This window comes from Ensifer sp. M14, from assembly GCF_003355565.1.
Lineage (GTDB): Bacteria > Pseudomonadota > Alphaproteobacteria > Rhizobiales > Rhizobiaceae > Ensifer.
Genome location: NZ_QJNR01000004.1, coordinates 3,891,272 through 3,915,705, shown reverse-complemented (window position 1 = coordinate 3,915,705; position 24,434 = coordinate 3,891,272). Strand labels below are relative to the sequence as shown.

The window sequence follows — 24,434 nt, the reverse complement described above, 5'->3', positions numbered from 1 at the left end:
CAAGGTCCATGGCACGCCCAAGGGAAAGTCCTGATTTTCAACAGCGCGTATCGAGGAGCAGCTTGCCGTCGCGCTTGGCGTCTGCCTGATGCGCCAGCGCTTCGTCAAGGCGGCTGAGCGGATAGATTTGTGCAACCCGGCTCGAAAAGAGTCCGGAGCGAAGACCGGCAAAGCTTTGCGCAAAAACCTCTTCAATGGCCGGGCGCCCGGCCGCGTGTACCCAGGTTCTGAGCCACAGGAAAGAAAAGCGCACGTCCGGCCGCGCCTGGATTGCCGATATCGGCACGGGCACGCCGCTCAGCGCGCCATATTGGATGAATGCGGCGCCGGGCTGAAGCGTCTGGCCGATGAGGGCCCCGGCAAACGGGCCGCCGACCGCGTCGAGAATGGCGTCGAAGGCAAGGCCTGAAGGGATGGGCCCGTCATCGGCGACGACGACTTCGCCGTGTGCGTCGGAAGCAAGCCGCGCTGCGCTGCGTTCGCTGCGCACGATCCCGACCGGGTGTGCACTTTCGCCTGCGATGAGTTTCATCAACATGCCGCCGATGGCGGAGCCCGCCGCGGTCACGCCGATCCGGCGGTCGGGCATCGGTCCGAAATGGGCTTTCAGCGCTTCGATCAGCCGAATTGCCGTCAGCGGATTGACGTAGCTGGTGGCCGCCTGGCGGTCGTCGATATCGTTGGGCACGGCGAAGCACCATTCGGCGGGCCGCACCAGATACGCCTGCCAGAGGCCGCTCGCGCCGATCGGGATCACCCGATCGCCGGGCTTCAAGCTCGTAACGCCGGCCCCCACGCGCGTAACGGTGCCGACACCTTCGAAGCCGGGCACGAAGGGCAGGGTGGTCCGGGCACTGTAGGCGCCGGTGACGGGAATGAGATCGGAAGGATTGATCGCCGAAATGGACAGCGCGACCTCGACCTCGCCGGGCCCTGGCGCGATGCGCTCGGCATCGACGAGCGCAATCACTTGTCGCGGATCGCCGAACTGGCTAACGAGAGTGGACCGCATTCTAAGAGGGCCTCGCATGGACGGCAGGGAGAGGGACAACGTCACGGAAATCCGCATTCCGTTTCGCGATATAGACATGCATGGCCACATGCACAATGCCGCCTATTATGCCCATGCCGAAGCGGCGCTTTCCCATCTCTGGCGGCATCGGCCGTCGGGCGTTCACGAGCCGGCCTATCTTGTTCGCCGCTCGGCCTGCGTCTTCCATCGGGGGCTGCGTTATGACGAGCCGGCGCGCTTTATCGTCACCGTCGCCAAGATCGGCGGCAGCTCGGTGAGCTTTGCCGTGCGCGTCGAGGCGGCCGGCCAGCTTGCGGCCGAACTCGAAATCGTCTGGGTCGCCGTCGATCGCGAGCGGCACACGCCGCTGCCGCTGCCGGCCGCAACCCGAGAATGGCTCGGCAGCTACATTCTCTGACAAAATTACCCCACGGGCCGCAGGCTGCGGAAAAGTGCGACGGTGCCCATGCCGCCGCCGATGCCCATCATCGCCAGCGCCTGCGTTTCCTGTGGGACTGCCAGCATCTGCGTGAAAAGCCTGACCACGAGGATCGCCCCGGAGGCGCCATAGGGGTGGCCAAGCGCAATGGCACCGCCGTCGATGTTGACCTTATCCGGTGAAATGCCGAGCTGGTCGAGGCTGCCGAGCACCTGCGAGGCAAAAGCCTCGTTGAACTCGATGAAGTCGACGGCGTCGGTATCGAGCCCGGGATTGCGCGCTTTCAGCTTGTCCATCGCCGGCACCGGGCCGAGCCCGAGCAAATCAGGATGCACGCCGGCGGTTGCCGCGTCGACGAATTCGAGCGCAAAGGACAGGCCGAGGCGCTGCGCTTCAGCGAGGCTGGTCACCAGAACCATCGCCGCGCCGTCGTTGATCGGGCAGGCATTGCCGGCCGTCACCGTGCCGTCCTTGACGAAGACGGGTTTCAGCCGCTGCAAGGTTTCGAGCGACGCATTGGCGCGCGGGCATTCGTCCGTATCGACGGTCCCGGCTGTTGTTTCGATCGGCACGATTTCGCGCGAAAACCGGCCTGCGCCTTGAGCGGCGACGGCACGTCGCTGGCTCTCGAGCGCAAATGCATCCTGTCTTTCGCGGGAAATGCTGCAGGCCGTGGCGACGTTTTCGGCGGCAACGCCCATGTCGGGGTCGCCGATCTCGTCCGGCGCCATGCGCGAGCGTTTGATCGGTTGAGGCTCCTCGTCCGGCGCCGTCGGAGGCCTCAGGCGAATATGGGCGCGGCTGGCGCTTTCGGTGCCGCCGGCGAGATAGAAGCGTCCGGCCCCTGCCTGAATAAGGCGTGCGGCAAGCATGATGGCTTCCAGACCGGCGCCGCATTGCCTGTCGACGGTCAGGCCTGATGTCGATACCGGGAGCCCGGCTTCGAGTGCTGCAAGCCGCCCGAGATTGCCGGCGCAGTTGGCGGCATTGCCGAGGATGACATCGTCGATCACATCGGCAGCCAGGCCGACATCGGCCAGAATGCGGTTGATCAGGGGCGCGGCGAGCCGTGCCGGTTCGACCTCCGCGAGCGCGCCGCGCACGCGTCCAACAGGCGTGCGCAGGGCCGCCACGATCACCGGGATGCGCGCTGGGTCAGACGAAGGGCTCAAGGGCGTCATGTCCGTCCACAATCCATTGCTTGAGAGTGCCGGCCGCCACCTTACCAGATTGCGTCATCGGCAAGGCACGGCAAAGCCAGATTCTCCTGGGATGTTTATAGCGCGGCAGATGGATGTCTAGATGACGGTCGAGCGCTGCCCGGTCGATCGTGACGGCATTCGGCTCGATGACGGCGACAAGCTCGCTGCCGAGGTCGGGATGGTCCAGGCCGAGAACGAAGGCCGCATGTACATCGGCATGGTCGGCAAGCGTCGCTTCGACCTCCTGCGGGTAGATGTTGTTGCCGCCAGAAAGCACCATGCCCCCTGAGCGACCGACGAGATGCAGCGTACCGTCGGCGTTCAGGAAACCGAGATCGCCAACGGTTGCGAGCTTGCCGACGCGCCGGAGGCCCGCGCCATCGCCAGCGCCGATATAGCCCAACGCAATCAGGTCGCTGTCGACGAAGATCGTGCCGGTTTCGCCTGCTGGCAGCGGTCTCTCACCCTCGTCGAGCACGACGAGGCCGACACAGGGAAAGGCACGGCCGACGGCCGTCGCCGATGCAGTGTCGCCGGAGCCGGCAACACTGATGAAGCCGAGCTCGGAGGCGCCGTAATACTCGACGATGTCGGCCCGAGGAAAAGTTGCCGCCGCGGCTTCACGGTCGGCCGGTGTCAGCTTGGCGCCGGCAACGGTGATCTTCTGGACGGAGGTCAATGCGGAGGATGACGCGCAGAGCCGCCGCAACATCGTCGGCACCAGCACGAGCCGCCGGACGTCCATCGCGGCAATGGTCTCGGACGCGCGTGCCGCGTCGAAATGTGCCATGCCGACGAATTCGGCGCCGGCGACAAGGGTTTCGGCAAGCGCATAAAGCGTCAGCCCATGGGCGAGCGGGCCGGGGGCGAAGGTGCGCGTGTCGCTGTCGATGCCGAAAAAATCCTGCCCGGTCTTCAGGCTGCGCCGCCAGGAGCCGCGATCGCGCACGATTGCCTTCGGCATGCCTGTTGTGCCGGAGGTGAAGACGACGAGAAACGGTTCGTCGTCAGCGCCGATGGCAAGCGGCGAACTGTCGTCGCTGGTGCCGGCCGCGAAAGCCGTGCCTTTGTCGGCAAGGGGTGTGCCGAGCAGCAACCCTTCGCCGTCGGCGCGAACGACGATGTCGGGGCGCAGTTGCCTCCGCATCGCGGCACGCGTCGCCTCCGGCAGATGCGGATCGATCAACGCCACGCAATGGCCGCCCGATGTTGCGGCGACGAAGGCTGGCGCGAAAAGGGGATGGTTGCCGATCTCGAGTGCGATCAGCTTCGTGGCGCCGGGCAGTACGTTTTCATTTTGCGCGTTTACGGTCAGCTTCCCGAACGCCGAAACGATCTGGCCGGCGCAGAGCGCAAGCTCCTGGAATGTGAAAACCCGGCCTTCCATGTGGAAGGCCGGGGCATGTGGATTTTGGTCCGTATGACGCGCGAGGGCGGCGGCAAACGGCATTGGTCAGGCGCGAACCGGCAGCAGCGGATAGCCGGCAAAGACAGCCCGCGCGGCAAGCGTCGCGATGGCGGCCTTCAAGAGGTCGCCGGGCAGGAAGGCGAGCGAACCGGTAGCAACGGTCAGGAACGGTGTGCCGGTGACGGCCGATACCCAGGGCATGCCGATCGCGTAGAGCACAACGATGCCGCCGACCACGGAGGCGAAGAAGAAGCCGACGAACTGGCCAAGCTCGGCCTGGCCTTCCCGTACGAAACGCTGGGCGATCAGGCCGGTGACAAAAGTGGTAACGACCCAGCCGAGGATGAAACCGCCCGACGGGCCGGCAAACACGGCGAGACCACCGCGGCCGCCTGACAGCACCGGCAGGCCGATGGCGACGAGCAGCAGGAAGAGCAGGAAAGCCAGCGCGCCGCGCTTGGCGCCGAGAATGCAGCCGGCGAGCATCACGCCCATGGACTGCGCGGTGATCGGCACGGGAATGAAGCCGAGCGTGATCGGCGGAATGAGGCCGAGCACGACGACGATCGCGGCAAAAAGGGAGATAAGGACGAGGTCTCTGGTGTTCATGCTGTTCCTGTTCCTTGTTTATTAGGGTGCGCGAATTTATTGGCGACGAAAACCGCGGGCGTCAATCGCCGCAGCGATCGTATCCGCATCTTTGAGCGTCAGGATGATCAGCGGACCGATGATCGTCAACGGCCGCACCGGCAGCCCGCGCGCCCGGTGTGCTTCGCGGATGGCCTGGTAGCGCGCGAAAATATCGGGCACGAAACGCAGGACGAGCCCGAGCGCCAGGCTGACATCGGCGGCGCGCACCCAGCCCAGGCGTTCGAAAGGTGTCAGCAGCACCGTGATCTCGTCCATGAAGGCACCGATCGTCGTTGTTGCGGTTACCGCTGCGGCAAACAGCACGAGCGCCATCAGCCGCAGGGTCAGCACGGCGACTTCGTTCAAGGGCAGAAGAAAGAGGTTCACGGCCGCGAGAAAGAAGATCGTGAAGAAGACGAAGCCGACGCGCTTCAGCGCTTCGCGGAAGGTGAGGCCGACCGAGAGATAGAGCCCGCCCGAGATCACGAGCGCAGTCAGTTGGACAAGCAGCGAGCCGCTGAGGAAAAGCAGAATGCTGAGAGCCACCAGTGCGAAGAGCTTCGCCCGCACCGGAAGACGGTGCAGCCAGCTGTTGCCCTCGATGTGCAGGCTCGTCAGCATCCGGCGATCTCGTGGTAGCGGCGGATCGTTTCGTGCGGGCTGCCGTCGGCGGCAAGCCGTCCCTCGTGAAAGAGCAGCAGGCGCTCGACATTTTCGACCAGCGGCAGGTCGTGGGTGATGACCAACGTGTCTTCGTCCAGCGTCGCGATCGTGTCGGCGACGCGCCGGCGGTTGCGCAGGTCGAGCTGGTTGGTCGGCTCGTCGAGTATCAGGATTTTCGGATCGGTGACGACGACGCTCGCCATGGCGATCAACTGGGTCTCGCCGCCGGAGAGTTCGTGAACCCGCCGCCGCGCCAAGTGTTCGACGCCGAAGCGCGACAGAACGGCCTGCGTCCGTCGGTCGATCTCGTCGCCCTTCAGGCCGCGGTTCTTCAGGCCGAAGCCGATATCGTCGGCAACGATGGGCATGATTAGCTGATGCTGCGGATTCTGGAAAATGAAGCCGGCCTCGGAAAGCACGGCGCGCTCGTCCTTGACCGTATCGAGGCCATTGACGGTGACGGTGCCGGCGGAAGGTTTGACAAGGCCGTTGATCAGCCGCGCGAAGGTGGTCTTGCCGGAGCCGTTGAGCCCGATGATGCCGACGCGCCGTTCGGTGATTTCAAGCGTCAGCGGCTGCAGAGCCACCCGTTCGCCGAAGCGGACCGAGCAATCGGTAAAGCGGATGTTCATCCCGTCCCTCGCGGTTTGCGGTCTGCTCTATAGGCCAAGACGGCGGGGAAGGGCAATGTGCTTGCGATCAAGGTCCCCATTTGAAATATGGGAATAAAAGCCTACTCTTTATCTCATGACGATTCGGCTCTCCAATAGTGATGCCCGGCGCATCTTCCTCGCAAAGCAGGGCCTTTCCGGCGCACCGCACCGCGCGCTCGGCAAGGACGGCCTCTTGAAGCTGATCCATGACATCGGTTTCGTGCAGGTCGACAGCATCGCCACCGTGGAGCGCGCCCATCACCAGATCCTGTTTTCGCGCAACCAGACCTATCGCCGCGAACACCTGACATCGCTGCTCGAAGACGACGGCGAATTGTTTGAGCACTGGACGCATGATGCATCGATCATCCCCAGCAGCTTCTACCGTTACTGGAAGCACCGCTTCAAATGGGAAGGCGAAACGATCGTCGAGCGCTGGAGCAAGTGGCGAGGCGAGGGGTTTGAGAAAAGCTGCGACGACACCTATCAGCGGATCGCCCAGGGCGGCCCGGTGCTGGCCCGCGAGCTGAAGGAGGCTGAACACACGTCGGGCGGTTGGTGGAACTGGCATCCGTCGAAGACTGCGCTCGAAATCTTGTGGCGCACCGGCAAGCTGGCCATTGCCCGGCGCGAAAATTTCCAGAAGGTCTACGACCTGACCGAGCGCGTGATCCCGTCGCACCATCAGGATGCCGAGGTGGAGCATCACGAATTCATCGACTGGGCCTGCCGCAGCGCGCTGGAACGCCTGGGCTTTGCCACCCATGGTGAAATCGCCGCCTTCTGGGATCTGGTTTCGCCGGATGAGGCGAAGACTTGGGTGGCGGAACATCGCGACGAACTGATCGACGTGGCGATCGAACCGCTCGATGGCGGCAAGCCGCGCTCGTCCTATGCGCTTGCCGGCTTTGCCGACACGCTCGGCGATGTTCCCGAGCCGCCCGGTCGTGTGCGTGTCTTGAGCCCCTTCGATCCCTTGCTGCGCGACCGCAATCGCACCGAGCGGCTGTTCGGCTTCTTTTATCGGATCGAGATCTTCGTGCCCGAGCCGAAGCGGGAATATGGCTATTATGTCTTCCCGCTGATCGAAGGCGATCGGCTGATTGGCCGCATCGACATGAAGGCCGACCGCAAGCGTGGCAGCCTCGACGTTCGCCGGCTCTGGCTGGAGCGCGGCGTCAAGGCGTCTTCCGGCCGCATGGAGCGCATCGACGCGGAACTCGAACGCGTCGCCCGCTTCACCGGCGTCGAGCGCATCGAACGCCTCGACGGCTGGAACGCTTCGCTCCTCTGATCGATATTTTTCTTGGCTTGAACCGCTCGCCTTCCTAAATGGAGGCCATCGAACTTATGACGCGGGAGCGCACGACCATGAACACCGATCTGATGAGCCTCTTCGACGCTGATGAGGCAGCGATCCGCAAGGTTCTGTCGGAGACGCTTGCCGGCGCCGACGATGGCGAACTGTTTCTCGAACATGCCCAGGCCGAGGTGCTCTCCTTCGACAATGGCCGGCTGAAGGGCGGAAGCTTCAACACCGACCAAGGGTTTGGCCTGCGTGCGGTTGCTGGCGAATCGGTCGGCTATGCCCACGCCGGCGAGCTTTCGCTGGCAGCGCTTCGCCGTGCGGCCGATGCGGTCGGCCAGGTGACGCGCGGTTATGCCGGCTCCTATGCGGCCGCACCCCAGCGCACGAACAAGAAGCTCTATGGCGATGAGAATCCCATCGGCGAACCGAGCTTCGAGGCGAAGGTCGCGCTGCTGCAGGAGATCGATGCCTATCTGCGCGCAAGGGATCCCAAGGTCCGCCAGGTGACGGCCTCGATCGCCGCAAGCTGGCAGCTGGTCGATATCCTGCGCGCCGACGGGCACCGCGTTCAGGACATCCGACCGATGACGCGCATCAACATCTCGGTGGTTGCCGGCGATGGTGATCGCCAGGAAAGCGGCTCCTACGGCATCGGCGGGCGTCGTGGTTTCGGCGACTTCATCACCGAGGAAAATTGGAAGAAGGGTGCCGACGAGGCGCTGCGCCAGGCGCTCGTCAATCTCGACGCAATCGATGCGCCGGCCGGCACCATGGACGTGGTGCTGGCATCGGGCTGGCCGGGCGTGATGCTGCACGAAGCCGTCGGCCATGGCCTTGAAGGCGACTTCAACCGCAAGAAGACCTCGGCTTTCGCCGGTCTGCTCGGCGAGCAGGTGGCAGCCAAGGGCGTGACCGTCGTCGACGACGGCACGATCGAGGCGCGTCGCGGCTCGATCTCGATCGACGACGAAGGAACGCCGTCGGGCTACAATGTGCTGATCGAGGACGGCAAGCTCGTCGGTTACATGCAGGACCGGCAGAACGCCCGGCTAATGGGCATGCAGCCGACCGGCAACGGTCGACGCCAGGGTTATGCCCATGTGCCGATGCCGCGCATGACCAACACCTACATGCTGTCGGGCGACAGGACGCCGGAGGAAATCATCGCTTCGGTGAAGAAGGGCATCTATGCCGTCTCCTTCGGCGGCGGCCAAGTCGACATCACCTCCGGCAAGTTCGTCTTCGGCTGCACCGAGGCCTACATGATCGAGAACGGCAAGATCGGCGCGCCGGTCAAGGGCGCGATGCTGATCGGCAATGGCCCCGACGCGATGAAGCGCGTGACCATGGTCGGCAACGACACCAAGCTCGATACCGGCATCGGCAACTGCGGCAAGGCCGGGCAATGGGTGCCGGTCGGCGTCGGTCAGCCGCATCTGCGCATGGACCAGATCACCGTCGGCGGTACGCAGGCCTAAGGCCTCTTCGTCAAATCCTGACGAAGTCTCCACCGAACGTTGGCGTTTTGCCGCTTTGGACTAACTGCACAGTCTTACCCTGAGATCGATGTCGATCTCAGGGCTGATGCAACGCGGATGAGTGCCGCAGAGGATGTGGGTGAGTTGCATGAGTGAACGGCAGGCAATGCGTTTAGGTGTGAGACCGTTTGCTGCAGTGGACGAACAGGCCGTCATCGACGTTATCGTGCCGATCCAGAGTGCCGAATTCGGCATTGCGATTACGGCAGATGACCAGCCGGATCTACGGAAGATCCCGGATTTCTACCAATCCGGCAAGGGCGGCTTCTGGGTAGCGACCGCCGGCGACAATATCGTCGGCACCTTGGGCCTGAAGGACATCGGCAACGGGAATGCGGCGCTTCGCAAGATGTTCGTTGCTGCCGACTATCGCGGGCGCGAACATGGCGCCGCCTTGCGCTTGCTCGAGGCGTTGTTTGCCCATGCGAGCGCAGCCGGGATCCGTGCGGTCTATCTCGGGACCACCGAAAAATTCCTGGCCGCACATCGTTTATACGAGAAGAACGGTTTCGTCGAGATTAGCCGGGACGATTTACCCGCGGCCTTTCCCCTGATGGCGATCGATTCGAAATTCTACGTTCGACGCATCGCCGGCTGAACGCTTCGACGCTGGGGCTACAGCGCCGCGCGTCAAATGGAACGCGCAAAGGACGCTGTCACATTTTAAATTTGCTGCATAATTCTATCCTCAAATCGGTGCCGATTTAAGGGGCTGCGCAGCAAGGCACCGGTCAACCGCGCGACGGCAGCAGCATGCAGTCGTATGAATGTTTCTTCAGCGCGCTGCAGGCGGAAACCGCCGCGTCACGGCTCGTGAAGCCGACGAAGCGGGCCCGATAGATGGTGGCAGCACCTTCGCCGACCGCTTCCGTATAGGGCGACGCCTTCGCCAGCCTGTCGCCGCCGGCTGCTTGCGCCTGTGCCAGGAGCGCACGGGCGGCTTCCGCCGACGGTGCAGCCGAGATCTGGATCTGCCAGCCCCCGGCAGCGGGAATTGCGGCTGTATTTTCGACTTCGAGCATGGCCGTCGGCCGCTCGGCCGGAACCACGGCTGTCGATGACGCGGCTATCAATGCCGCGACGCTGTCGCCCTTGGCGCGGTGTGGCGCCGTAAAGGGCAGCGGCACGTCCGACATCGTCGCCGCGGATGCAACCTCGACGGGGGCAGCGCTGCGTGTCTTGGCGGCATCCACAAGCTGGCGGCCGGTGGATGCCTTGCCGAGATGGCGGTTCAGCAAGGCCGCCATCTTGTCGTCGCGGCTGCGCGCCGTGCGCCCGCCCAGGACAACGCCGATGACGCGGCGGTTGCCGTCCCTGACGGCGCTGACGAGGTTGAAGCCGGAGGCATTGGTGTAGCCGGTCTTGATCCCGTCCATGCCGTCATAGCGGTACATCAGGTTGTTGTGGCCGCGGATCTTGCGGCCGCGGAATGTGAAGCTCGGCGTGGCGAACAGCCGGTATTCCCTGGGATAGTCGCGCATCAGTGCAACGGCGAGCGTCGACATGTCGCGCGCCGTCGTCACCTGCTTGCTTGCCGGCAGGCCGGATGCGTTGATGAAAACGGTGCGGCTCATGCCGAGCTGGCGTGCCTTGGCCGTCATCTTCCTGGCAAAATTCTGCTCCGAGCCGCCGAGCTTTTCGCTCATCGCGGCGGCCGCGTCATTGGCCGATCGAACGATCATGCCGTAGACCGCCTCGCGCACGGTGATGGTGCTGCCTGGTTTCAGGCCCAGCTTCATCGGCGGCTTGGCCGCCGCCGCCCTCGACACCTTGATCTTGCTGTCCCAGTTGATGTCGCCGCGCCGCAACGCCTCGAAGGTGAGGTAGAGCGTCATCATCTTGGTGAGCGACGCCGGATGGTTGAGCGTATCCGCATTTTCCGACGACAGGACCTTGCCGGTGCGCGCATCGAGTACCAGCGAAGCGCTGCCGGCAAACGCCGTCGCAGAGCCCAAGGCGAATGCGCACATCGCCAACAGCAGGCGGCGGATAATCTTCATGTCGGTCCCCATCGAAATGCGCCGCCGGGCAGGCGCGCAGCTGTGTCGTTTTGTGACATGACCGTGTCTTTGCTGCAACTTTGAGGCAGAATACGATATTTCTTTGCGACTTTCGCCGGGGTGGTAAATCAAAAATTAACGCCATCGGCCTTCAGCAAGGTTTAACGCTCGCGCCGTTAACCTCCATAGTGGTGCGTCCTGACAGGACGTGTGAAGCACACACCAGCACTTGAAGCCTCCAGACGATCTCCTCGATAAATCGATTGAGATCCAAGGCGTTCTTCAGTGGTTGTCAAAGGCTGATTTGAACGGACTGATATGGCGGGCGGCATCACGGCAGGGATAAAGACGAAAGTGCGACGCGCCGCGATTTCCGGCGGGCTTGAACTGGCAGGCGGTCTGAGCCGCGCCGGCCTGATGCCGGACGCGCGCGGACGTGGCGCCATCTTTACCCTGCATCACGTCCGCCCGAGGGTTATCAGGGACTTCGATCCGAACGCCCATCTCGAAATCACGCCTGAATTTCTCGATATGGCCATCACCCAGTTGAAGCGGGACGGCTATCGCTTCATCGCGCTCGACGACTTGCCAAAGGCGCTTGCCGACAGGGACGGCGCGCCCTTCGCTTGCTTTACTCTCGACGACGGCTACCGCAACAATCTCGATCATGCCCTGCCGGTCTTTACACGGCATGGCGTGCCGTTCACCGTTTTCGTTGCCGGCGGCTTCGTTGATCGCACCCATACGCTCTGGTGGGAAACGCTCACCGATCTGCTTTCGGCAACCGGGCGGTTCCGGTTCGATTTCGGCAGCGGAATGCAGCTGCTCAACGCTGAAAGCGTCGCCGAAAAGCAGGCCGCTTTTGGCCGTATGGCCGCGTACATCCACCGCCAAGACGAAAGCGCCGCGGTCTCCGCGTTGAATGCATTGGCGCTGGAGCACGGGATCGATGCGTTGGCGATGACCAAGGCGCTGACGCTCGACGAAGCCGGCCTCCGCCGCCTTGCCCAAAGTCCGCTCGCCAGTCTCGGGGCCCACACGGTCAGTCATCGCGCCGTAGCGCGGCTGAGTAGTGAGCAGGCCGTCCAGGAGATTGAGGCCTCCGCCGCTCGCGTCGAAGCGATCACGGGCAAAAGACCGCGCAGCTTTGCCTATCCCTATGGGGACCGCCCGGCTGTCTTACCGCGCGACCACAGACTTGTCGCCGATCTCGGGTTTGCGGTCGCCGTGACCACCATGCCGGGCACGCTCGCGGCGGCAGCGCCGTTGCACGCCTTGCCGCGCATTTCGCTCAACGGTCATTTCCAGCGCGCCCGCTACGTTTCGGCCCTTGCCTCGGGCATTCCGTTCCGGCTTGCCCGCAGTTAGCCGCCGGACGCGTCCGTCAGGGGTACATTCGTACCTTCTCCCAGCCGCCTTCCGGTGTCTCACGCCGAAATTCCAGGCGGTCGTGCAGACGGAACGGCCGGTCGTGCCAGAACTCGATCGAGGTCGGGCGGATGCGAAAGCCGGACCAGTATTCCGGACGGGGAATTTCGCCGAGCGCATGGCGGGCCGTGTACTCAGCAACTGCCTTTTCCAGCGCGAACCGGCTTTCGAGCGGGCGGGACTGCTTCGACGCCCAGGCGCCTATACGGCTGCCCCGCGGTCGCGACTTGAAATATTCATCCGCCTCTGACTCAGAGACGATTTCGACCGGCCCGCGCAGCCGCACCTGACGCCGGAGCGACTTCCAGTGAAAACACATGGCGGCCTTGCGCGCGCTCAGAACCTCGCGGCCCTTCTGGCTCTCGAAATTGGTGTAGAAGACGAAGCCGCGCTCATCGAAATCCTTGAGCAGAACCATGCGCACATTCGGCAGTCCGTCAGGGTCGACAGTCGCCAGCGCCACGGCGTTGGGGTCGTTGATCTCGCTGCCCTCCGCGTCCTTCAGCCATGTGCCGAAAAGGGAAAAGGGCTCATTTGCTTCCGTGAAGTCACCGCTTGTTAACTCATTCACCGCCATATTGCCTTCTAACGCCGTGATGTCTGGCGCGGAAACGCTTCGGGATGAGCCCGAGCGGTGTTTCCGCATCGAAAATGTCAGAGCCTGCTTGTTGACTTCCTCGGGAAACGTGCGGCTCTTGCGAGTCTGACAGGATTGCCGTGCAAGACATAGCAAAGTGGATCGATGGCAAGAAGGGGTATTCCTTCGCGGTGATGCGTGGCGCGGCAATTTGCCTGCCGGTGCTCATCCTGTCCGGCTGCATGGGAGCCGGCCTCGACCTGTTCGGCAGCAGTGTCGATCGCACCGTTTCGACCGGTACCGTTCCCGTTGCCAAAACCTCCGATGGTCTTTCCGATGCGGTCCTGGTGCGCAATGCCGTCACCTCGGCCGAACTCGGGCAGGGCTCGCTCAACCCTATTCCCTGGGCGAATTCGTCGTCCGGCAGCGCCGGCGTCATCAGCAGCATTCAGGAAGACAATGCCAGCGGCATGCTGTGCCGCCGCTTCACCACCACCCGCCATTCCTATGAGGGCATCGCCAAGTTCGACGGCAGCACCTGCAAGCTTGGCGATGGAGAGTGGTACCTCACCAGCTTTGGCCCGCGTGCCTGAAATCCCGTGTTAACCACATTTCGGCAAACCGCGGACGGAACGTCTGGATCGCCGTCTTGGCCTGCTTCATCGTCGCTGCGGCTAACCGATCTTTAGCAAGTTCTGCCCATCCTCGCTGCTGAACGGGACATGCCACCACTGCGCGTGATCCCCGGTTTGAGGCATAAGGCGGGCATCCGGGAGAAGCCGCCGATCAGAGAAGATGGTAGAAAACCATGCGTGATCCCTATGCAGTCCTCGGCGTCCGGCGCACCGCCGGTCAGGACGAAATCAAGGCGGCGTGGCGCTCGGTCGCCAAGGCTATCCATCCCGACCACAATCAGGACGATCCGACCGCTGCCGAACGTTTTGCCGAGGCCGGCAAGGCCTACGAGCTGCTGCGCGACCCGAAGCTCCGAAGCCGGTACGATTATGCCCGTCGCGAAGCCGAGCTGCGTCGCATGGAGGCGATGAAGGCGAAGATGCGCGGCCCCGAACCGGAGGAACAGCCGGTCGACGCTGAAACCGCCGAGGATGCGGTCTCGCAGATTTTTGGTGCGGAGACGCGGGCAAGGACGGCCAGGCCTGCCGCGAAGCCGGCTGCGGCGCGGGCCCCGGAGAGACCCACCGCGGCACCCGAGCCGAAGCCAGAATCGGTCAGCGAGCCGAAGCAGGAGGCAGTCGCCAAGACCGAGCCGCCGCTGATGCAGCGCGCCGCCGCACCCGCCGCCGAGCTTGTGGCCGCCATTGTCCGACGCATTCGCGGCCGGGCGGCGAAGACCGCCGACAAGGTCCCCGATCTTGCTGTCGATCTTGCTGTCACCATCCAGGATCTGATCGATCGTCAGCGCCTGTCGCTTGAGCTGCCCGATGGCGAAACCGTCAAGGTTCAGATACCGCCGGGCGCCGTTGACGGGCAGACGGTCCGGTTGGCAGAGCAGGGGTATCGCGTCACCGGCATGACACGCGGCGATGTCGTCGTCACTTTGCGTGTCGACCAGAGCGGCGCATTCCGAACCAGTGGGCTGGACCTGCTGACGACATTGCCTGTTGACCTTCAGAGCGCTGTCCTCGGCTGCGAGCATGTCATTTCCACGCCGATCGGCGAGGTGACGGTTGTCGTTCCGGCCTGGTCCGGATCGGACAAGGTCATCCGCGTCGAAGGCTTCGGGCTGCCGGGTGCCTATGGCGCGCGGGGCAATCTGCTGGTCGAATTGCGGCTCGTCTTGCGCGACACGCCTGACGACAAGGTTACAGACCTGATGAAATCGCTGCGCGATGGCTTCTATTTGTGACGGTTTGCTGACACGCTGACCCAATATTACGGGGACTAACAGTTCCTGATCCCGGCCGCGCTTGAACCACCGGAGCGGCTATGCCATAGGCAATTCTCGACAATTTGCCGCACGTGCGCCGATAGCGCCGGTCAGGCGTTTTTGAATTTTGTTAAGTCTGGCGTCGGCCGTTGTCGATGCCGGCATTTAGTATTGGGGACAATGCATGGCTCAGGCATCGGGTTTGATGAAGGGCAAGCGTGGCGTCATCATGGGCGTCGCGAACAATCGTTCGATCGCGTGGGGGATCGCCAAGGCGATCCATGCCCAGGGTGGCGAAGTTGCGCTGACCTATCAGGGTGATGCACTGAAGAAGCGCGTAGAGCCGCTGCTCGCGGAAATCGACGGTTTCATGGCCGGCCACTGCGACGTCAGCGACGAAGCGTCCATCGACGAGGTTTTCTCCGCGCTCGAAAAGCATTGGGGCAAGATCGACTTCGTCGTGCACGCCATCGGCTTCTCCGACAAGGACGAACTGACCGGCCGTTATGTCGACACGTCGCCGGAAAACTTCGCCAAGACGATGCAGATCTCGGTCTATTCGTTCACGTCGGTTGCCCGTCGCGCTGAAAAGCTGATGACGGACGGCGGCTCGATGCTGACGCTGACCTATTACGGCGCCGAGAAGGTCATGCCGAACTACAACGTCATGGGTGTTGCCAAGGCTGCTCTTGAAGCGAGCGTCAAGTATCTGGCTGTCGACCTCGGTCCGAAGAACATTCGCGTCAATGCGATCTCTGCCGGCCCGATCAAGACGCTGGCCGCCTCCGGCATCGGCGACTTCCGCTATATCCTGAAGTGGAACGAGTACAACGCACCGCTGCGTCGCACCGTCACCATCGAGGAAGTGGGCGATGTCGGCCTCTACATGCTGTCCGACCTGTCGCGCTCTGTCACGGGCGAAGTCCACCACGCCGACAGCGGCTATCATGTCGTCGGCATGAAGGCTGTCGACGCCCCGGATATCTCCGTCATCAAGGATTGATCGGCGCCGCCGGCCGGCCCGAACAGCCTCCTGCCCGGAGCGAAATGTAGTGCTGATCTATGTGATCCGTCACGGACAGACCGACTGGAACGCGGAAAGCCGCCTCCAGGGGCAGAAAGACATTCCTCTCAACGACACCGGCCGCCAGCAGGCGACCGGAAACGGGGTGGCGCTCGGCGCCATTCTCGGCCCTGATGCGGCACAGTTCGACTTCGTCGCCAGCCCTCTTGGCCGCACCCGCGAGACCATGGAGCGCCTGCGCCAGGCGATGGGTCTCTACCCCACCCTCTACCGCACCGACGACCGGCTGAAGGAAGTTTCCTTCGGCGACTGGGAGGGCTTCACGCTGCCGGAACTGAAGCGGTCCGTGCCGGAGCGTATCGCCGAGCGACGCAAGGTGAAATGGGATTTCATCCCTCCAGGTGACGATGCCGAAAGCTACGAGATCCTGTCGTGGCGGATCGCCGCCTGGCTCAAGGACGTGAACAAGCCGACGGTCTGCGTCAGCCACGGCGGCGTCATCCGCGCGCTATTCAAGCTTTTTGGTGAAATGGACGAAGATGAGGCGGCATCCGCTGCCATCCCGCAGGATCGCCTGTTGCGGATTGCCGGAAATACGATCGGCTGGATCTAAGGCTTCGATGAAGCCGGATCAGGGCGCCGCCCGTCGAGGGGCGGGGCCACGTCTTTGCGGTCCTACTGGACGATTTCCAGGTCGTTGATCACACGCTTGCCGTCGACCTCTGTGTAGAACACGAGAACTTTTACGCCGGCGGTGAGGCCTTCGAAGTTGAACTCTTCAGGCGCCTGATAGCTCTTGCCATCGTCGAGTTGGAGGCTGAGGCGATCGGTATCGACGCCGGTGATGACAGCCTCTACGTCGGCACTTTCGGCAAGGGCCGACAGAGGCGAAAGCAAGCCGGCGGTGGCCATGAGCGCGGCAATGACAAAACGCATCTTTCTTGCCCTCTTCAATGTATCTGCGATTCTTCTTGTCATCACCCTTTGATCCCCGATTGTGGCAAAAATTGCCTTGTACCGTCGCTTTTGACGGGCATTTTCCCTCGTTTGGGGGTTGCCCGGCCGGTTGGGGGAGACTGAACGCCAAACGTGCAGTTTTCAAGCGTTCAGCCGGCGGGATCGGCGACGCTTCCGCATTGTATCCCCATGAATTATGGGGTTTTCCAAAGAAATGTCACGAAAGCCAATCTTAAGACTCGAACGCTACCTTCGGTTGGGGATCGAGGGGAATAGAGTGAAGATTGTTGACGTTCTGCGCCAACGCATTCGGGCGGCAGCCAGATTTGCGAAACCGTCGCTGATACCGGCTGCGATCGCGGGCATCGTGGTGTTCAGCGGCGGCCACATTTATGAGCGCCAAAATCTTGAGAACTTCCGAAGCGATCTGAGGATCGACGTCGAGAATGAGCTGAACCTCATCGCCAATCGCCTCCAGTCCGAGGTCAACACCAATATTGCCGCCCTCAACGGGTTCGCCAACAGCATCGGCGTTCACCCGGAGATGACCGCGGATGATTTCACGGTCATGTCGACCAAGTTGCTGCTGCAGAATCCGCAAATGGTGCGGGCGTCGGCAGCGCCGGGCGGTGTGGTTCGCATCGCGTTTCCCCGCGAAAGCCAGCAATGGTTCGTCGGTACCGATTTCAACAAGTTCGGCGCGACGCGGCGTGCCGTGGAGCGGGCTTCGTCCACCGTAAAGCCCGTGATGATCGGCCCCATTCGCCTGCCGAGCGGGCGCAACGGCTTCGAACTTTTCCTGCCTGTCTTCGCCAAGATCCAGGGGCGCATGGAGCGGTGGGGGTATGTCGAGGCGATTCTCGACGAAAAGGCTCTCTATCGCTCCGCACGCCTGCTTGAGGACGGTGTTGAAACGCCGGAATCGACCGGTGATCATCGCCATGTCGACGTGCATCTCGCGATCCGCGATGTATCGGAGCCGGAGCGTATCCAGGATGCCTTCTTCGGCAATGACAGCGTTTTTCGGGCGGCTCCGGCCACGCGCCAACTCGTTCTGCCCGGCGGCGTGTGGGAGCTCGCGGCAACACCGATTGGCGGCTGGGACCAACTACCGGAAAACAGCGCCGACCTGCGCCTGGCGATTGCCGCGGCGGTCGCCGTCGTCGTCGTTCCCATTCTTTTGACCGGCGGCCTGGTCAACGAGCGCCAGCGCAACATCGCCAAACTCCGGGCACGCGAAGGTGAGGTGATGACGCTTTCGCATCGTCTCAATCTGGCGCTCGAGGCCTCCAAGATCGGCATATGGGAAATCGATCAGGCAACGCAGGAGCGGTCCTGGGACGACCGCATGTTCCATCTGCACGGCTTGGCCGTCCATGAAGACGAGCCGACCTATGAGGAATGGCGCTCGACCGTCCACCCTGATGATGTCGGCATTGCCGCCAACGCTCTCTTTCGCAGCCTCGACGAGGGGCTGGAGTACCGTTCCCAATATCGTGTTGTGCTCTCCGATGGCAACATACGGCACATCCGCAATGTCGGTTCCGGCCATCAGGGTATCGACGGCCGCTCGAAGATCACCGGCATCAGCTGGGATGTGACCGATGACGTGTTGAAGAACGAACGTCTGGGGGCTGCCAAGGCTCTGGTTGATCAGCAGAACCTGGAACTCGAGCGGGCCCTGAAGGGCCTTTACGAGCGCGAGCAGGAACTCGAGAAGCTGTCGCGCCGGCTCGACCTCGCGCTCGACAGCTATCGTTGCGGCATGTGGGAGGCGGATCTCGACAACAACGTCGCCTATTGGGACGAGCGCATGCACCAGCTCTACGGGCTGCTCTATACCGATGGCTCCACCAACGAGGAAACCTGGCTCGGCGCCCTTCATCCTGAAGATCGTGGCTCTGCACTTCTGGCGGTCAACACGGCGATCGGCGCCCGCGAAACCTACGTCCACCAGGCGCGCGTGGTTCTGGCTGAAGGTGCCGTTCGACACATTCGCTCGGTCGGCAAGCTGCATGTGTCGCCGGAGGGGCGCAGGAAGCTGGTCGGCATTGCGCTCGATGTGACCGACGACGTCGTGATGACCGAACAATTGCGCGCCGCCAAGGCAATGACGGACGCCAAGAACGCCGAGTTGGAGCAGGCGCGGATCCGCATCGAGCACAATTCGCTGCACGATCCGCTGACCGGCCTGGGCAATCGCCGGATGCTCGACAAGGCGCTGGAGCGCCTGACCGGTGAAGGTGCCGACAAGCCGCAACACATCGCCATCCTTCATATCGACCTCGACCGCTTCAAACAGATCAACGACACGCTGGGCCATGCGGCCGGCGATGCGATGCTGGTTCATGCGTCGGAGATCCTGCGCTCCAACATTGGGCCGGGTGACCTCGTGGCGCGCATCGGCGGCGACGAGTTTGTCGTCGTCGTCACCGGCGCGCCGGGCGATGCCGCACTTGCGGCGCTGTGCGACCGGATCATCGCGGAGATGCGCCAGCCTGTCGACTACAACGGGTTTCCCTGCCGCTTCGGCGTCAGCATCGGCGTCGCCGTGGCGCGCCAGGCGCACGGCGATGCGCGCAAGCTGCTCGTCAATGCCGACATGGCGCTCTATCGGGCGAAGGAAAACGGTCGCAACCGCTACCAGTTCTTCACGCACATCCTCCAGGCCGAAGTCGTCACCGCCAAGCGTGTCGCCGATGAAATCCTCGAAGGCATCGAGCGCGACGAGTTCGTTCCCTGGTACCAGCCGCAATTCGACGCCTCCACATTGGCGCTTTCCGGTGTGGAGGCGCTCATCCGCTGGCGCCATCCGCGGCATGGCATTCTGACGCCGGACAGGTTCCTTGCGATCGCCGACGACCTGAACGTGACCGCGGCCCTCGACCGCCTCGTCCTCGAAAAATCGCTGGCCGACCAGATGCGCTGGGCTGCCGCCGGCCTCAGGGTGCCAAAGATCTCGGTCAACGTCTCGGCCAAGCGCCTGCAGGACGAGCGGTTGCTTGCCTCGCTCGAAGGCCTGAGCATCGTGCCGGGGCAGATTTCCTTCGAGCTGGTGGAATCGATCTTCCTCGATGAAAGCGACGATATCGTCACGGCCAATATCGAGGGCATTAAAAGGCTCGGTATCGACATCGAGATCGACGATTTCGGCACGGGTCATACCTCGATCGTCAGCCTCTTGAAGATCAAGCCGAAGCGGCTGAAGATCGACCGCCAGCTCGTGGTTCCGGTTCTCAGCGCCCGCACGGAGCAGGCGCTGATCCGGTCGATCATCGATATCGCCCGCTCGCTCGGGATCGAGACGGTGGCGGAAGGCGTCGAGACCATGGCGCATGCCGAGATGCTCGGCATTCTCGGCTGCGATCTGCTGCAGGGTTATGCCTTCTCGAAACCGCTGAGCGCGGAGAACTTCCTGGCATTCGCGACGGAGCGCGGATTGAGGCTCGCCTCCTGAGGCGGTTGCAAATCTCGCCTGCCCATCGGAAACACTTTCCCCTGTCCCGGCTTTCCACTATGAGAGTGGCGCCCGTACATGAAACATGTACGTCCGTTGCTTCTCAGAGTTCGGTTGCCTCATGTCGCACAATACCTTCGGTCATCTTTTCCGCGTCACCACCTGGGGCGAAAGCCATGGGGCCGCGCTCGGCTGCGTGGTGGATGGGTGCCCGCCCGGCATTCGTTTCACCCTGGCCGAGCTGCAGGCCTGGCTCGACAAGCGCAAGCCCGGCCAGTCGCGCTTCGTCACGCAGCGCCGTGAGGACGATCTCGTCAAGGTTCTCTCCGGCGTGATGCTGGATGAGGACGGCGAGACGATGATCTCGACCGGCACGCCGATTTCGATGCTGATTGAAAACACCGACCAGCGCTCGAAGGATTATTCGGAAATCTCCAAGCGTTATCGCCCGGGGCACGCCGATTACACCTATGATGTCAAATACGGCATTCGCGACTACCGCGGCGGTGGCCGCTCGTCGGCGCGCGAAACGGCGGCACGCGTTGCCGCCGGCGGTATCGCCCGCAAGGTTGTGCCGGGGCTGGTCGTGCGCGCAGCGCTCGTGCAGATCGGCAAGCACAAGATCGACCGGGCCAACTGGGATTGGGCCGAGGTCAACAACAACCCGTTCTTCGCGCCGGATCCGGCGATAGTGCCCGTCTGGGAGGAGTACCTGGACGGTATCCGCAAATCGGGTTCGTCCATCGGCGCCGTGGTCGAAGTGGTGGCCGAGAGCGTGCCGGCCGGCATCGGTGCGCCAATCTACGCCAAGCTCGACCAGGACATCGCTTCGAACCTGATGTCGATCAACGCCGTCAAGGGCGTCGAGATCGGCAACGGTTTTGGTGCTGCCGAGATCACCGGCGAGGAAAATGCCGATGAGATGCGTATCGGCGCTGACGGCCAGCCCGTCTTCCTCTCCAACAACGCCGGCGGCATTCTTGGCGGCATTTCGACCGGCCAGCCGGTCGTCGCCCGCTTTGCGATCAAGCCAACCTCTTCTATTCTCACGGAACGTCGTTCGATCGATAGCGACGGCAACGAGGTGGATGTGCGCACCAAGGGGCGTCATGACCCCTGCGTCGGCATCCGCGCGGTGCCGATCGGCGAGGCGATGGTTGCCTGCACGATTGCAGATCACTACCTGCGGGACCGCGGCCAGACCGGCCGGCTCAAATAATTCAGGAAGATCATCATGTCCTATGACCAGAAGCGTGTCGTTGATGCCATCCGTGCCTTCGAAGCCGGAGAGATCGTCGTCGTCACCGATGATGACGGCCGCGAGAACGAAGGCGACCTGATCGTCGCAGCCGTGCATTGCACGCCGGAGAAAATGGCCTTCATCGTGCGCCATACTTCGGGCATCGTCTGTACGCCGATGCCGCGCGAGGAGGCGAAGCGCCTGAACCTCAACGCCATGGTGGCGGAGAACGATTCCGCTCACACCACCGCCTTTACCGTTTCGGTCGACTTCAAGCACGGCACGACCACCGGGATCTCGGCCGACGATCGCACACTGACCGTGCGCAATCTCGCCAATCCCAATGTCGGACCGACCGATTTCGTGCGCCCCGGCCACATCTTCCCGCTGGTCGCCCGCGAAGGCGGCGTTCTGATGCGGTCCGGCCATACGGAAGCTGCCGTCGACCTCTGCAAGCTTGCAAGCCTGCCGCCGATCGGCGTCATCTGCGAACTGGTGAATGACGACGGCACTGTTACGCGTGGCCCGCAGGTCAGTGCCTTTGCCGAAAAGCACGGTTTGAAGCAGGTCTCCGTCGCCGACCTGATCGCCTATCGTCAGCGCAAGGAAACGCTGATCGAGCAGGGCGGTTCGTTCAACATCGAGACGCCCTATGGCAAGGCCAAGGGACACTCCTATTCGTTGCCCTGGGATCCGATGCAGCACCTCGCCGTCGTCTTCGGCGACATCCGTGACGGCGTGGACATCCCGGTTCGCCTGCACCTCGAAAATGTCGGTGCCGATGTTTTCGGCAAGGACTGCCAGATCGACCGGATCATGAAGCGCATGGCCGAAGAGGGCAGGGGCGTCATTGTCTACCTGCGCGAAGGCTCGGTCGGCGTCGGCGTGTCGCAGACCGCCCGCAAGGGCAAGCACGAGCGCGAAGCCCATGACGAGGCGCAAGCCCGCGAAAGCGAATGGCTGGAGATCGGCCTCGGCGCGCAGATCCTCAAGGATCTCGGCATCAGCTCAATCCGGCTGATCGCCTCGCGCGAGCGCCACTATGTCGGTCTCGAAGGCTTCGGCATCAAGATCGCGGCGACCGACATCATCTGACGCCGTACGATTGCGCATCTTTGAACTTGGCAAGCCCGGGCAACCACCCGGGCTTTTGTCTGTCTTACGATTGGCTTCGCCGCAGAAACGAAAGAGCCGCGCTCGGGGCGCGGCTCTGAAACGTATTCTCTGGCGCGCGCCATCAGGGCAGGGCGTCGTAGCCTTCGCCAAAACCCTTGAGGTCGACCGGAATGCCGATGCCTTCTTCCGGCGACTGGAAGACGATGAAGGTTGCTGTCGCGCCGGAGCGGAAGGTCTTCAACAGTTCGTCTTCAAGCACGACCTCGGCATAGCAGCCGTCGGAGAAACAGCGCACGAAATAGGCGCGGCCGATATCCTTGCCGTCGACGTTGAGACCAAGACCGTTCGGCAAGAGCACGCCTAGCGGCGCCAGAACGCGCAGGATCTTCGCCTTGCGGTCGGCGGTCTTCAGCACGACGACCGAGAGGCCGACTTCCGGCCGGTCTTCGGCGATGACGTTCTGCATCAGGGCGCACTGGTCGGTCGATGCACCTGCCGGCTGATCGCAGACGATCGACCAGGCGCCGTGGTTGGACTTGACCGTTCCGGGCGCGCCAGCGGGTTGTTGGGCAGCGCTCGCCGTGGGAAGGGCGAGGACGGCAAATCCGAGAGCGGCAAGAGCCGACAGTCGGGAGAAGAGGGGCAGGCCCATGTAAACCTCAAAACGTCGAATCATCAGGGCTATTCTTGAAGCGCGCGGGGAGAAATGAAAAGCCCTGCGGGGTACATTCCAGCGCCATATGGCGGAAATTGGGCTCGCGGAACGCCATTGTCGCGCTGACGTGGCGTGAGAGCGGCAACAGTGGCGCGGATCCAGGCATATAAGTCGATTCGCTGGGGGTTCCGAGGGGTGCCTGTGAGAAAAGTCGCATTTGTGCAAAAATGCCGCATGGGGTTGATTGCACAGATGTTGCGGCGTTGGGCAAACTGTGGTTTGAAGCGCAGCAGTATCGCAGGGATTCTGCGTTCCGGTTTGATCCTGATCAAGCGCATTGGGGAGACATATTGTGAAAAATAAGGCCTATGCAGTTATGGCAGCGCTTGCCTGTCTGCTTTTTGCTTCGAGCGCCTACGCTGACAAGCCTGTCGACTGGCAGACGAACTTTCAGACGGCGGCGACGGGCATTATGGAAGAAATCACGTGGTTTGAACACTATACCCTGTGGTTCATCATTCCGATCACTCTGTTTGTCCTCCTGCTGCTGATTGTCGTGGTGGTCAAATTCCGTGAGAGCGTCAATCCGGTGCCCTCCAAGACCAGCCACAACACCGCTATCGAGGTTGTCTGGACCGTCGGTCCGGTCATCATCCTGCTGTTCCTGGCCATTCCGTCCTTCCAGCTTCTGACCGCGCAGTTGACGCCGCCGGCCAATCCGGATCTGACGGTCAAGGCGACGGGTAACCAGTGGTACTGGTCCTATGAATATGAAGTCGGCGAAAGCCCGCTCTCCTTCGACAGCCTGCTGATGAAGGAAGAGGATCGTGCGAGCCTTGGCAAGGAAGACAAGGTCGAATATCCGCGCCTTCTCGCCGTCGACAACGAAGTCGTCGTTCCGGTCGGCAAGACCGTTCGTCTGCTCGTTACGGCTGCCGACGTCATTCACGCTTTCGCGATGCCCGCCTTCGGCGTTAAGATCGATGCCGTTCCCGGCCGCCTGAACGAAACCTGGTTCAAGGCTGACCGTGAAGGCCTCTACTATGGCCAGTGTTCCGAGCTCTGCGGCAAGGACCACGCCTATATGCCGATCGCCGTCCGCGTTGTTTCGCAGGAAAAATACGACGCCTGGCTCGCTGCCGCCGCAACCAATATCGGCGATGCGAACAAGGCGCTCATGGCGTCCATCGACGGCGCGGCGAAGGCCGTTGACGTCGCCGCTAACGCCGCACAGTAAT

At 62.8% G+C, this 24,434-nt stretch carries 23 protein-coding genes; 13 read left to right on the top strand and 10 right to left on the bottom strand.

Translation table 11 applies throughout. The features are described from left to right. Positions 1 to 37: 37 nt before the first annotated feature. Positions 38 to 1,012, bottom strand: a complete 975-nt coding sequence (locus BLJAPNOD_RS19095; RefSeq protein WP_115420811.1) for a zinc-dependent alcohol dehydrogenase family protein — start codon at positions 1,010 to 1,012, stop codon at positions 38 to 40. Positions 1,013 to 1,028: 16 nt separating this feature from the next. Here BLJAPNOD_RS19095 and BLJAPNOD_RS19090 point away from each other — a divergent pair, with 16 nt between their 5' ends. After that, entirely contained in the window at positions 1,029 to 1,430 is a 402-nt protein-coding gene (locus tag BLJAPNOD_RS19090) for a thioesterase family protein (RefSeq protein WP_115420810.1), read from the top strand. 5 nt (positions 1,431 to 1,435) lie between these two features. On the opposite strand, the gene BLJAPNOD_RS19085 is transcribed toward BLJAPNOD_RS19090, so the two are convergent. Genes BLJAPNOD_RS19085 through BLJAPNOD_RS19065 form a run of 5 tightly spaced genes read right to left on the bottom strand, consistent with a single transcriptional unit; the run spans position 1,436 to position 5,986 of the window. Further along, entirely contained in the window at positions 1,436 to 2,623 is a 1,188-nt protein-coding gene (locus tag BLJAPNOD_RS19085; RefSeq protein WP_115421368.1) for a thiolase family protein, read from the bottom strand. Continuing rightward, positions 2,607 to 4,103 carry an AMP-binding protein gene (locus BLJAPNOD_RS19080; RefSeq protein ID WP_115420809.1) on the bottom strand — a complete coding sequence of 499 codons (1,497 nt, stop codon included), beginning with the start codon at positions 4,101 to 4,103 and terminating at the stop codon, positions 2,607 to 2,609. Before BLJAPNOD_RS19080 ends, BLJAPNOD_RS19085 begins: the two co-directional genes overlap by 17 nt. A gap of 3 nt (positions 4,104 to 4,106) precedes the next feature. Continuing rightward, positions 4,107 to 4,670 (bottom strand): biotin transporter BioY, encoded by a 564-nt coding sequence (locus BLJAPNOD_RS19075; RefSeq protein ID WP_115420808.1) that lies wholly within the window; start codon positions 4,668 to 4,670, stop codon positions 4,107 to 4,109. Positions 4,671 to 4,706: 36 nt separating this feature from the next. Beyond that, positions 4,707 to 5,312 (bottom strand): energy-coupling factor transporter transmembrane protein EcfT, encoded by a 606-nt coding sequence (locus BLJAPNOD_RS19070; protein ID WP_115420807.1) that lies wholly within the window; start codon positions 5,310 to 5,312, stop codon positions 4,707 to 4,709. Continuing rightward, positions 5,306 to 5,986, bottom strand: a complete 681-nt coding sequence (locus BLJAPNOD_RS19065; protein ID WP_115420806.1) for an ABC transporter ATP-binding protein — start codon at positions 5,984 to 5,986, stop codon at positions 5,306 to 5,308. Before BLJAPNOD_RS19065 ends, BLJAPNOD_RS19070 begins: the two co-directional genes overlap by 7 nt. Before the next feature lie 115 nt (positions 5,987 to 6,101). Between BLJAPNOD_RS19065 and BLJAPNOD_RS19060 the strand changes: the two genes are divergently transcribed. The 3 genes from BLJAPNOD_RS19060 (at position 6,102) to BLJAPNOD_RS19050 (ending at position 9,452) form a co-directional block, all read left to right on the top strand. After that, on the top strand, positions 6,102 to 7,301 hold the full coding sequence (locus BLJAPNOD_RS19060) for a winged helix-turn-helix domain-containing protein (RefSeq protein ID WP_115420805.1): 1,200 nt from the start codon (positions 6,102 to 6,104) through the stop codon (positions 7,299 to 7,301). A gap of 77 nt (positions 7,302 to 7,378) precedes the next feature. Then, positions 7,379 to 8,794: a metalloprotease TldD gene (tldD, locus tag BLJAPNOD_RS19055; RefSeq protein ID WP_115421367.1), complete on the top strand. Its 1,416-nt coding sequence runs from the start codon at positions 7,379 to 7,381 to the stop codon at positions 8,792 to 8,794. A 148-nt stretch (positions 8,795 to 8,942) separates the two neighbouring features. Further along, complete coding sequence (locus BLJAPNOD_RS19050) at positions 8,943 to 9,452, top strand: GNAT family N-acetyltransferase (protein WP_115420804.1); 510 nt, start codon at positions 8,943 to 8,945, stop codon at positions 9,450 to 9,452. A 133-nt stretch (positions 9,453 to 9,585) separates the two neighbouring features. On the opposite strand, the gene BLJAPNOD_RS19045 is transcribed toward BLJAPNOD_RS19050, so the two are convergent. Next, positions 9,586 to 10,824 carry a D-alanyl-D-alanine carboxypeptidase family protein gene (locus BLJAPNOD_RS19045; protein ID WP_244611024.1) on the bottom strand — a complete coding sequence of 413 codons (1,239 nt, stop codon included), beginning with the start codon at positions 10,822 to 10,824 and terminating at the stop codon, positions 9,586 to 9,588. A 348-nt stretch (positions 10,825 to 11,172) separates the two neighbouring features. Between BLJAPNOD_RS19045 and BLJAPNOD_RS19040 the strand changes: the two genes are divergently transcribed. Next, complete coding sequence (locus BLJAPNOD_RS19040; RefSeq protein WP_115420803.1) at positions 11,173 to 12,222, top strand: polysaccharide deacetylase family protein; 1,050 nt, start codon at positions 11,173 to 11,175, stop codon at positions 12,220 to 12,222. Between the two features lie 16 nt (positions 12,223 to 12,238). Here the strand turns inward: BLJAPNOD_RS19040 and pdxH are convergent, their stop codons facing one another. Further along, entirely contained in the window at positions 12,239 to 12,859 is a 621-nt protein-coding gene (gene pdxH / locus BLJAPNOD_RS19035; RefSeq protein ID WP_115420802.1) for a pyridoxamine 5'-phosphate oxidase, read from the bottom strand. A 140-nt stretch (positions 12,860 to 12,999) separates the two neighbouring features. On the opposite strand from pdxH, the gene BLJAPNOD_RS19030 reads away from it, so the two are divergent. The 4 genes from BLJAPNOD_RS19030 to BLJAPNOD_RS19015 all read left to right on the top strand — a co-directional run bounded on the left by BLJAPNOD_RS19030 (position 13,000) and on the right by BLJAPNOD_RS19015 (position 16,384). After that, positions 13,000 to 13,452: an RT0821/Lpp0805 family surface protein gene (locus BLJAPNOD_RS19030; RefSeq protein WP_077498068.1), complete on the top strand. Its 453-nt coding sequence runs from the start codon at positions 13,000 to 13,002 to the stop codon at positions 13,450 to 13,452. A 215-nt stretch (positions 13,453 to 13,667) separates the two neighbouring features. After that, the gene (locus BLJAPNOD_RS19025; RefSeq protein ID WP_115420801.1) at positions 13,668 to 14,726 is read left to right on the top strand and encodes a DnaJ C-terminal domain-containing protein; all 1,059 of its coding nucleotides are present in this window, start codon (positions 13,668 to 13,670) and stop codon (positions 14,724 to 14,726) included. Positions 14,727 to 14,931: 205 nt separating this feature from the next. Further along, positions 14,932 to 15,750 (top strand): enoyl-ACP reductase FabI, encoded by an 819-nt coding sequence (gene fabI / locus BLJAPNOD_RS19020; RefSeq protein ID WP_077498066.1) that lies wholly within the window; start codon positions 14,932 to 14,934, stop codon positions 15,748 to 15,750. 49 nt (positions 15,751 to 15,799) lie between these two features. Then, positions 15,800 to 16,384 carry a histidine phosphatase family protein gene (locus tag BLJAPNOD_RS19015; RefSeq protein WP_115420800.1) on the top strand — a complete coding sequence of 195 codons (585 nt, stop codon included), beginning with the start codon at positions 15,800 to 15,802 and terminating at the stop codon, positions 16,382 to 16,384. Between the two features lie 62 nt (positions 16,385 to 16,446). Here the strand turns inward: BLJAPNOD_RS19015 and BLJAPNOD_RS19010 are convergent, their stop codons facing one another. Then, entirely contained in the window at positions 16,447 to 16,707 is a 261-nt protein-coding gene (locus tag BLJAPNOD_RS19010; protein WP_053250645.1) for a DUF1344 domain-containing protein, read from the bottom strand. 298 nt (positions 16,708 to 17,005) lie between these two features. On the opposite strand from BLJAPNOD_RS19010, the gene BLJAPNOD_RS19005 reads away from it, so the two are divergent. The 3 genes from BLJAPNOD_RS19005 (at position 17,006) to ribB (ending at position 22,520) form a co-directional block, all read left to right on the top strand. Further along, positions 17,006 to 20,185: an EAL domain-containing protein gene (locus BLJAPNOD_RS19005; RefSeq protein ID WP_244610969.1), complete on the top strand. Its 3,180-nt coding sequence runs from the start codon at positions 17,006 to 17,008 to the stop codon at positions 20,183 to 20,185. Between the two features lie 121 nt (positions 20,186 to 20,306). Then, positions 20,307 to 21,404, top strand: coding sequence for a chorismate synthase (aroC, locus tag BLJAPNOD_RS19000; RefSeq protein WP_115421364.1), 1,098 nt, complete (start codon positions 20,307 to 20,309; stop codon positions 21,402 to 21,404). A 15-nt stretch (positions 21,405 to 21,419) separates the two neighbouring features. Then, a complete protein-coding gene (gene ribB / locus BLJAPNOD_RS18995) occupies positions 21,420 to 22,520 on the top strand; it encodes a 3,4-dihydroxy-2-butanone-4-phosphate synthase (protein WP_115420799.1) in 1,101 nt (366 codons plus the stop codon). Positions 22,521 to 22,662: 142 nt separating this feature from the next. Here ribB and BLJAPNOD_RS18990 read toward each other — a convergent pair whose 3' ends face one another. Continuing rightward, complete coding sequence (locus tag BLJAPNOD_RS18990; protein ID WP_025426170.1) at positions 22,663 to 23,193, bottom strand: invasion associated locus B family protein; 531 nt, start codon at positions 23,191 to 23,193, stop codon at positions 22,663 to 22,665. 355 nt (positions 23,194 to 23,548) lie between these two features. On the opposite strand from BLJAPNOD_RS18990, the gene coxB reads away from it, so the two are divergent. Further along, positions 23,549 to 24,433, top strand: a complete 885-nt coding sequence (gene coxB, locus BLJAPNOD_RS18980; RefSeq protein ID WP_077498063.1) for a cytochrome c oxidase subunit II — start codon at positions 23,549 to 23,551, stop codon at positions 24,431 to 24,433. Position 24,434 lies beyond the last annotated feature (1 nt).

Excerpts from the sequence above, each read along its gene's own strand:
- BLJAPNOD_RS19070 (WP_115420807.1), bottom strand. The coding sequence starts at position 5,312 with ATGCTGACGAGCCTGCACATCGAGGGCAACAGCTGGCTGCACCGTCTT.
- BLJAPNOD_RS19090 (WP_115420810.1), top strand. The coding sequence starts at position 1,029 with ATGGACGGCAGGGAGAGGGACAACGTCACGGAAATCCGCATTCCGTTT.
- BLJAPNOD_RS19065 (WP_115420806.1), bottom strand. The coding sequence starts at position 5,986 with ATGAACATCCGCTTTACCGATTGCTCGGTCCGCTTCGGCGAACGGGTG.
- BLJAPNOD_RS19075 (WP_115420808.1), bottom strand. The coding sequence starts at position 4,670 with ATGAACACCAGAGACCTCGTCCTTATCTCCCTTTTTGCCGCGATCGTC.
- BLJAPNOD_RS19040 (WP_115420803.1), top strand. The coding sequence starts at position 11,173 with ATGGCGGGCGGCATCACGGCAGGGATAAAGACGAAAGTGCGACGCGCC.
- BLJAPNOD_RS19060 (WP_115420805.1), top strand. The coding sequence starts at position 6,102 with ATGACGATTCGGCTCTCCAATAGTGATGCCCGGCGCATCTTCCTCGCA.
- tldD (WP_115421367.1), top strand. The coding sequence starts at position 7,379 with ATGAACACCGATCTGATGAGCCTCTTCGACGCTGATGAGGCAGCGATC.
- BLJAPNOD_RS19080 (WP_115420809.1), bottom strand. The coding sequence starts at position 4,103 with ATGCCGTTTGCCGCCGCCCTCGCGCGTCATACGGACCAAAATCCACAT.
- BLJAPNOD_RS19010 (WP_053250645.1), bottom strand. The coding sequence starts at position 16,707 with ATGCGTTTTGTCATTGCCGCGCTCATGGCCACCGCCGGCTTGCTTTCG.
- ribB (WP_115420799.1), top strand. The coding sequence starts at position 21,420 with ATGTCCTATGACCAGAAGCGTGTCGTTGATGCCATCCGTGCCTTCGAA.
- BLJAPNOD_RS19050 (WP_115420804.1), top strand. The coding sequence starts at position 8,943 with ATGAGTGAACGGCAGGCAATGCGTTTAGGTGTGAGACCGTTTGCTGCA.
- BLJAPNOD_RS19045 (WP_244611024.1), bottom strand. The coding sequence starts at position 10,824 with ATGTGCGCATTCGCCTTGGGCTCTGCGACGGCGTTTGCCGGCAGCGCT.
- fabI (WP_077498066.1), top strand. The coding sequence starts at position 14,932 with ATGGCTCAGGCATCGGGTTTGATGAAGGGCAAGCGTGGCGTCATCATG.
- pdxH (WP_115420802.1), bottom strand. The coding sequence starts at position 12,859 with ATGGCGGTGAATGAGTTAACAAGCGGTGACTTCACGGAAGCAAATGAG.
- BLJAPNOD_RS18990 (WP_025426170.1), bottom strand. The coding sequence starts at position 23,193 with ATGGGCCTGCCCCTCTTCTCCCGACTGTCGGCTCTTGCCGCTCTCGGA.
- BLJAPNOD_RS19095 (WP_115420811.1), bottom strand. The coding sequence starts at position 1,012 with ATGCGGTCCACTCTCGTTAGCCAGTTCGGCGATCCGCGACAAGTGATT.
- aroC (WP_115421364.1), top strand. The coding sequence starts at position 20,307 with ATGTCGCACAATACCTTCGGTCATCTTTTCCGCGTCACCACCTGGGGC.
- BLJAPNOD_RS19025 (WP_115420801.1), top strand. The coding sequence starts at position 13,668 with ATGCGTGATCCCTATGCAGTCCTCGGCGTCCGGCGCACCGCCGGTCAG.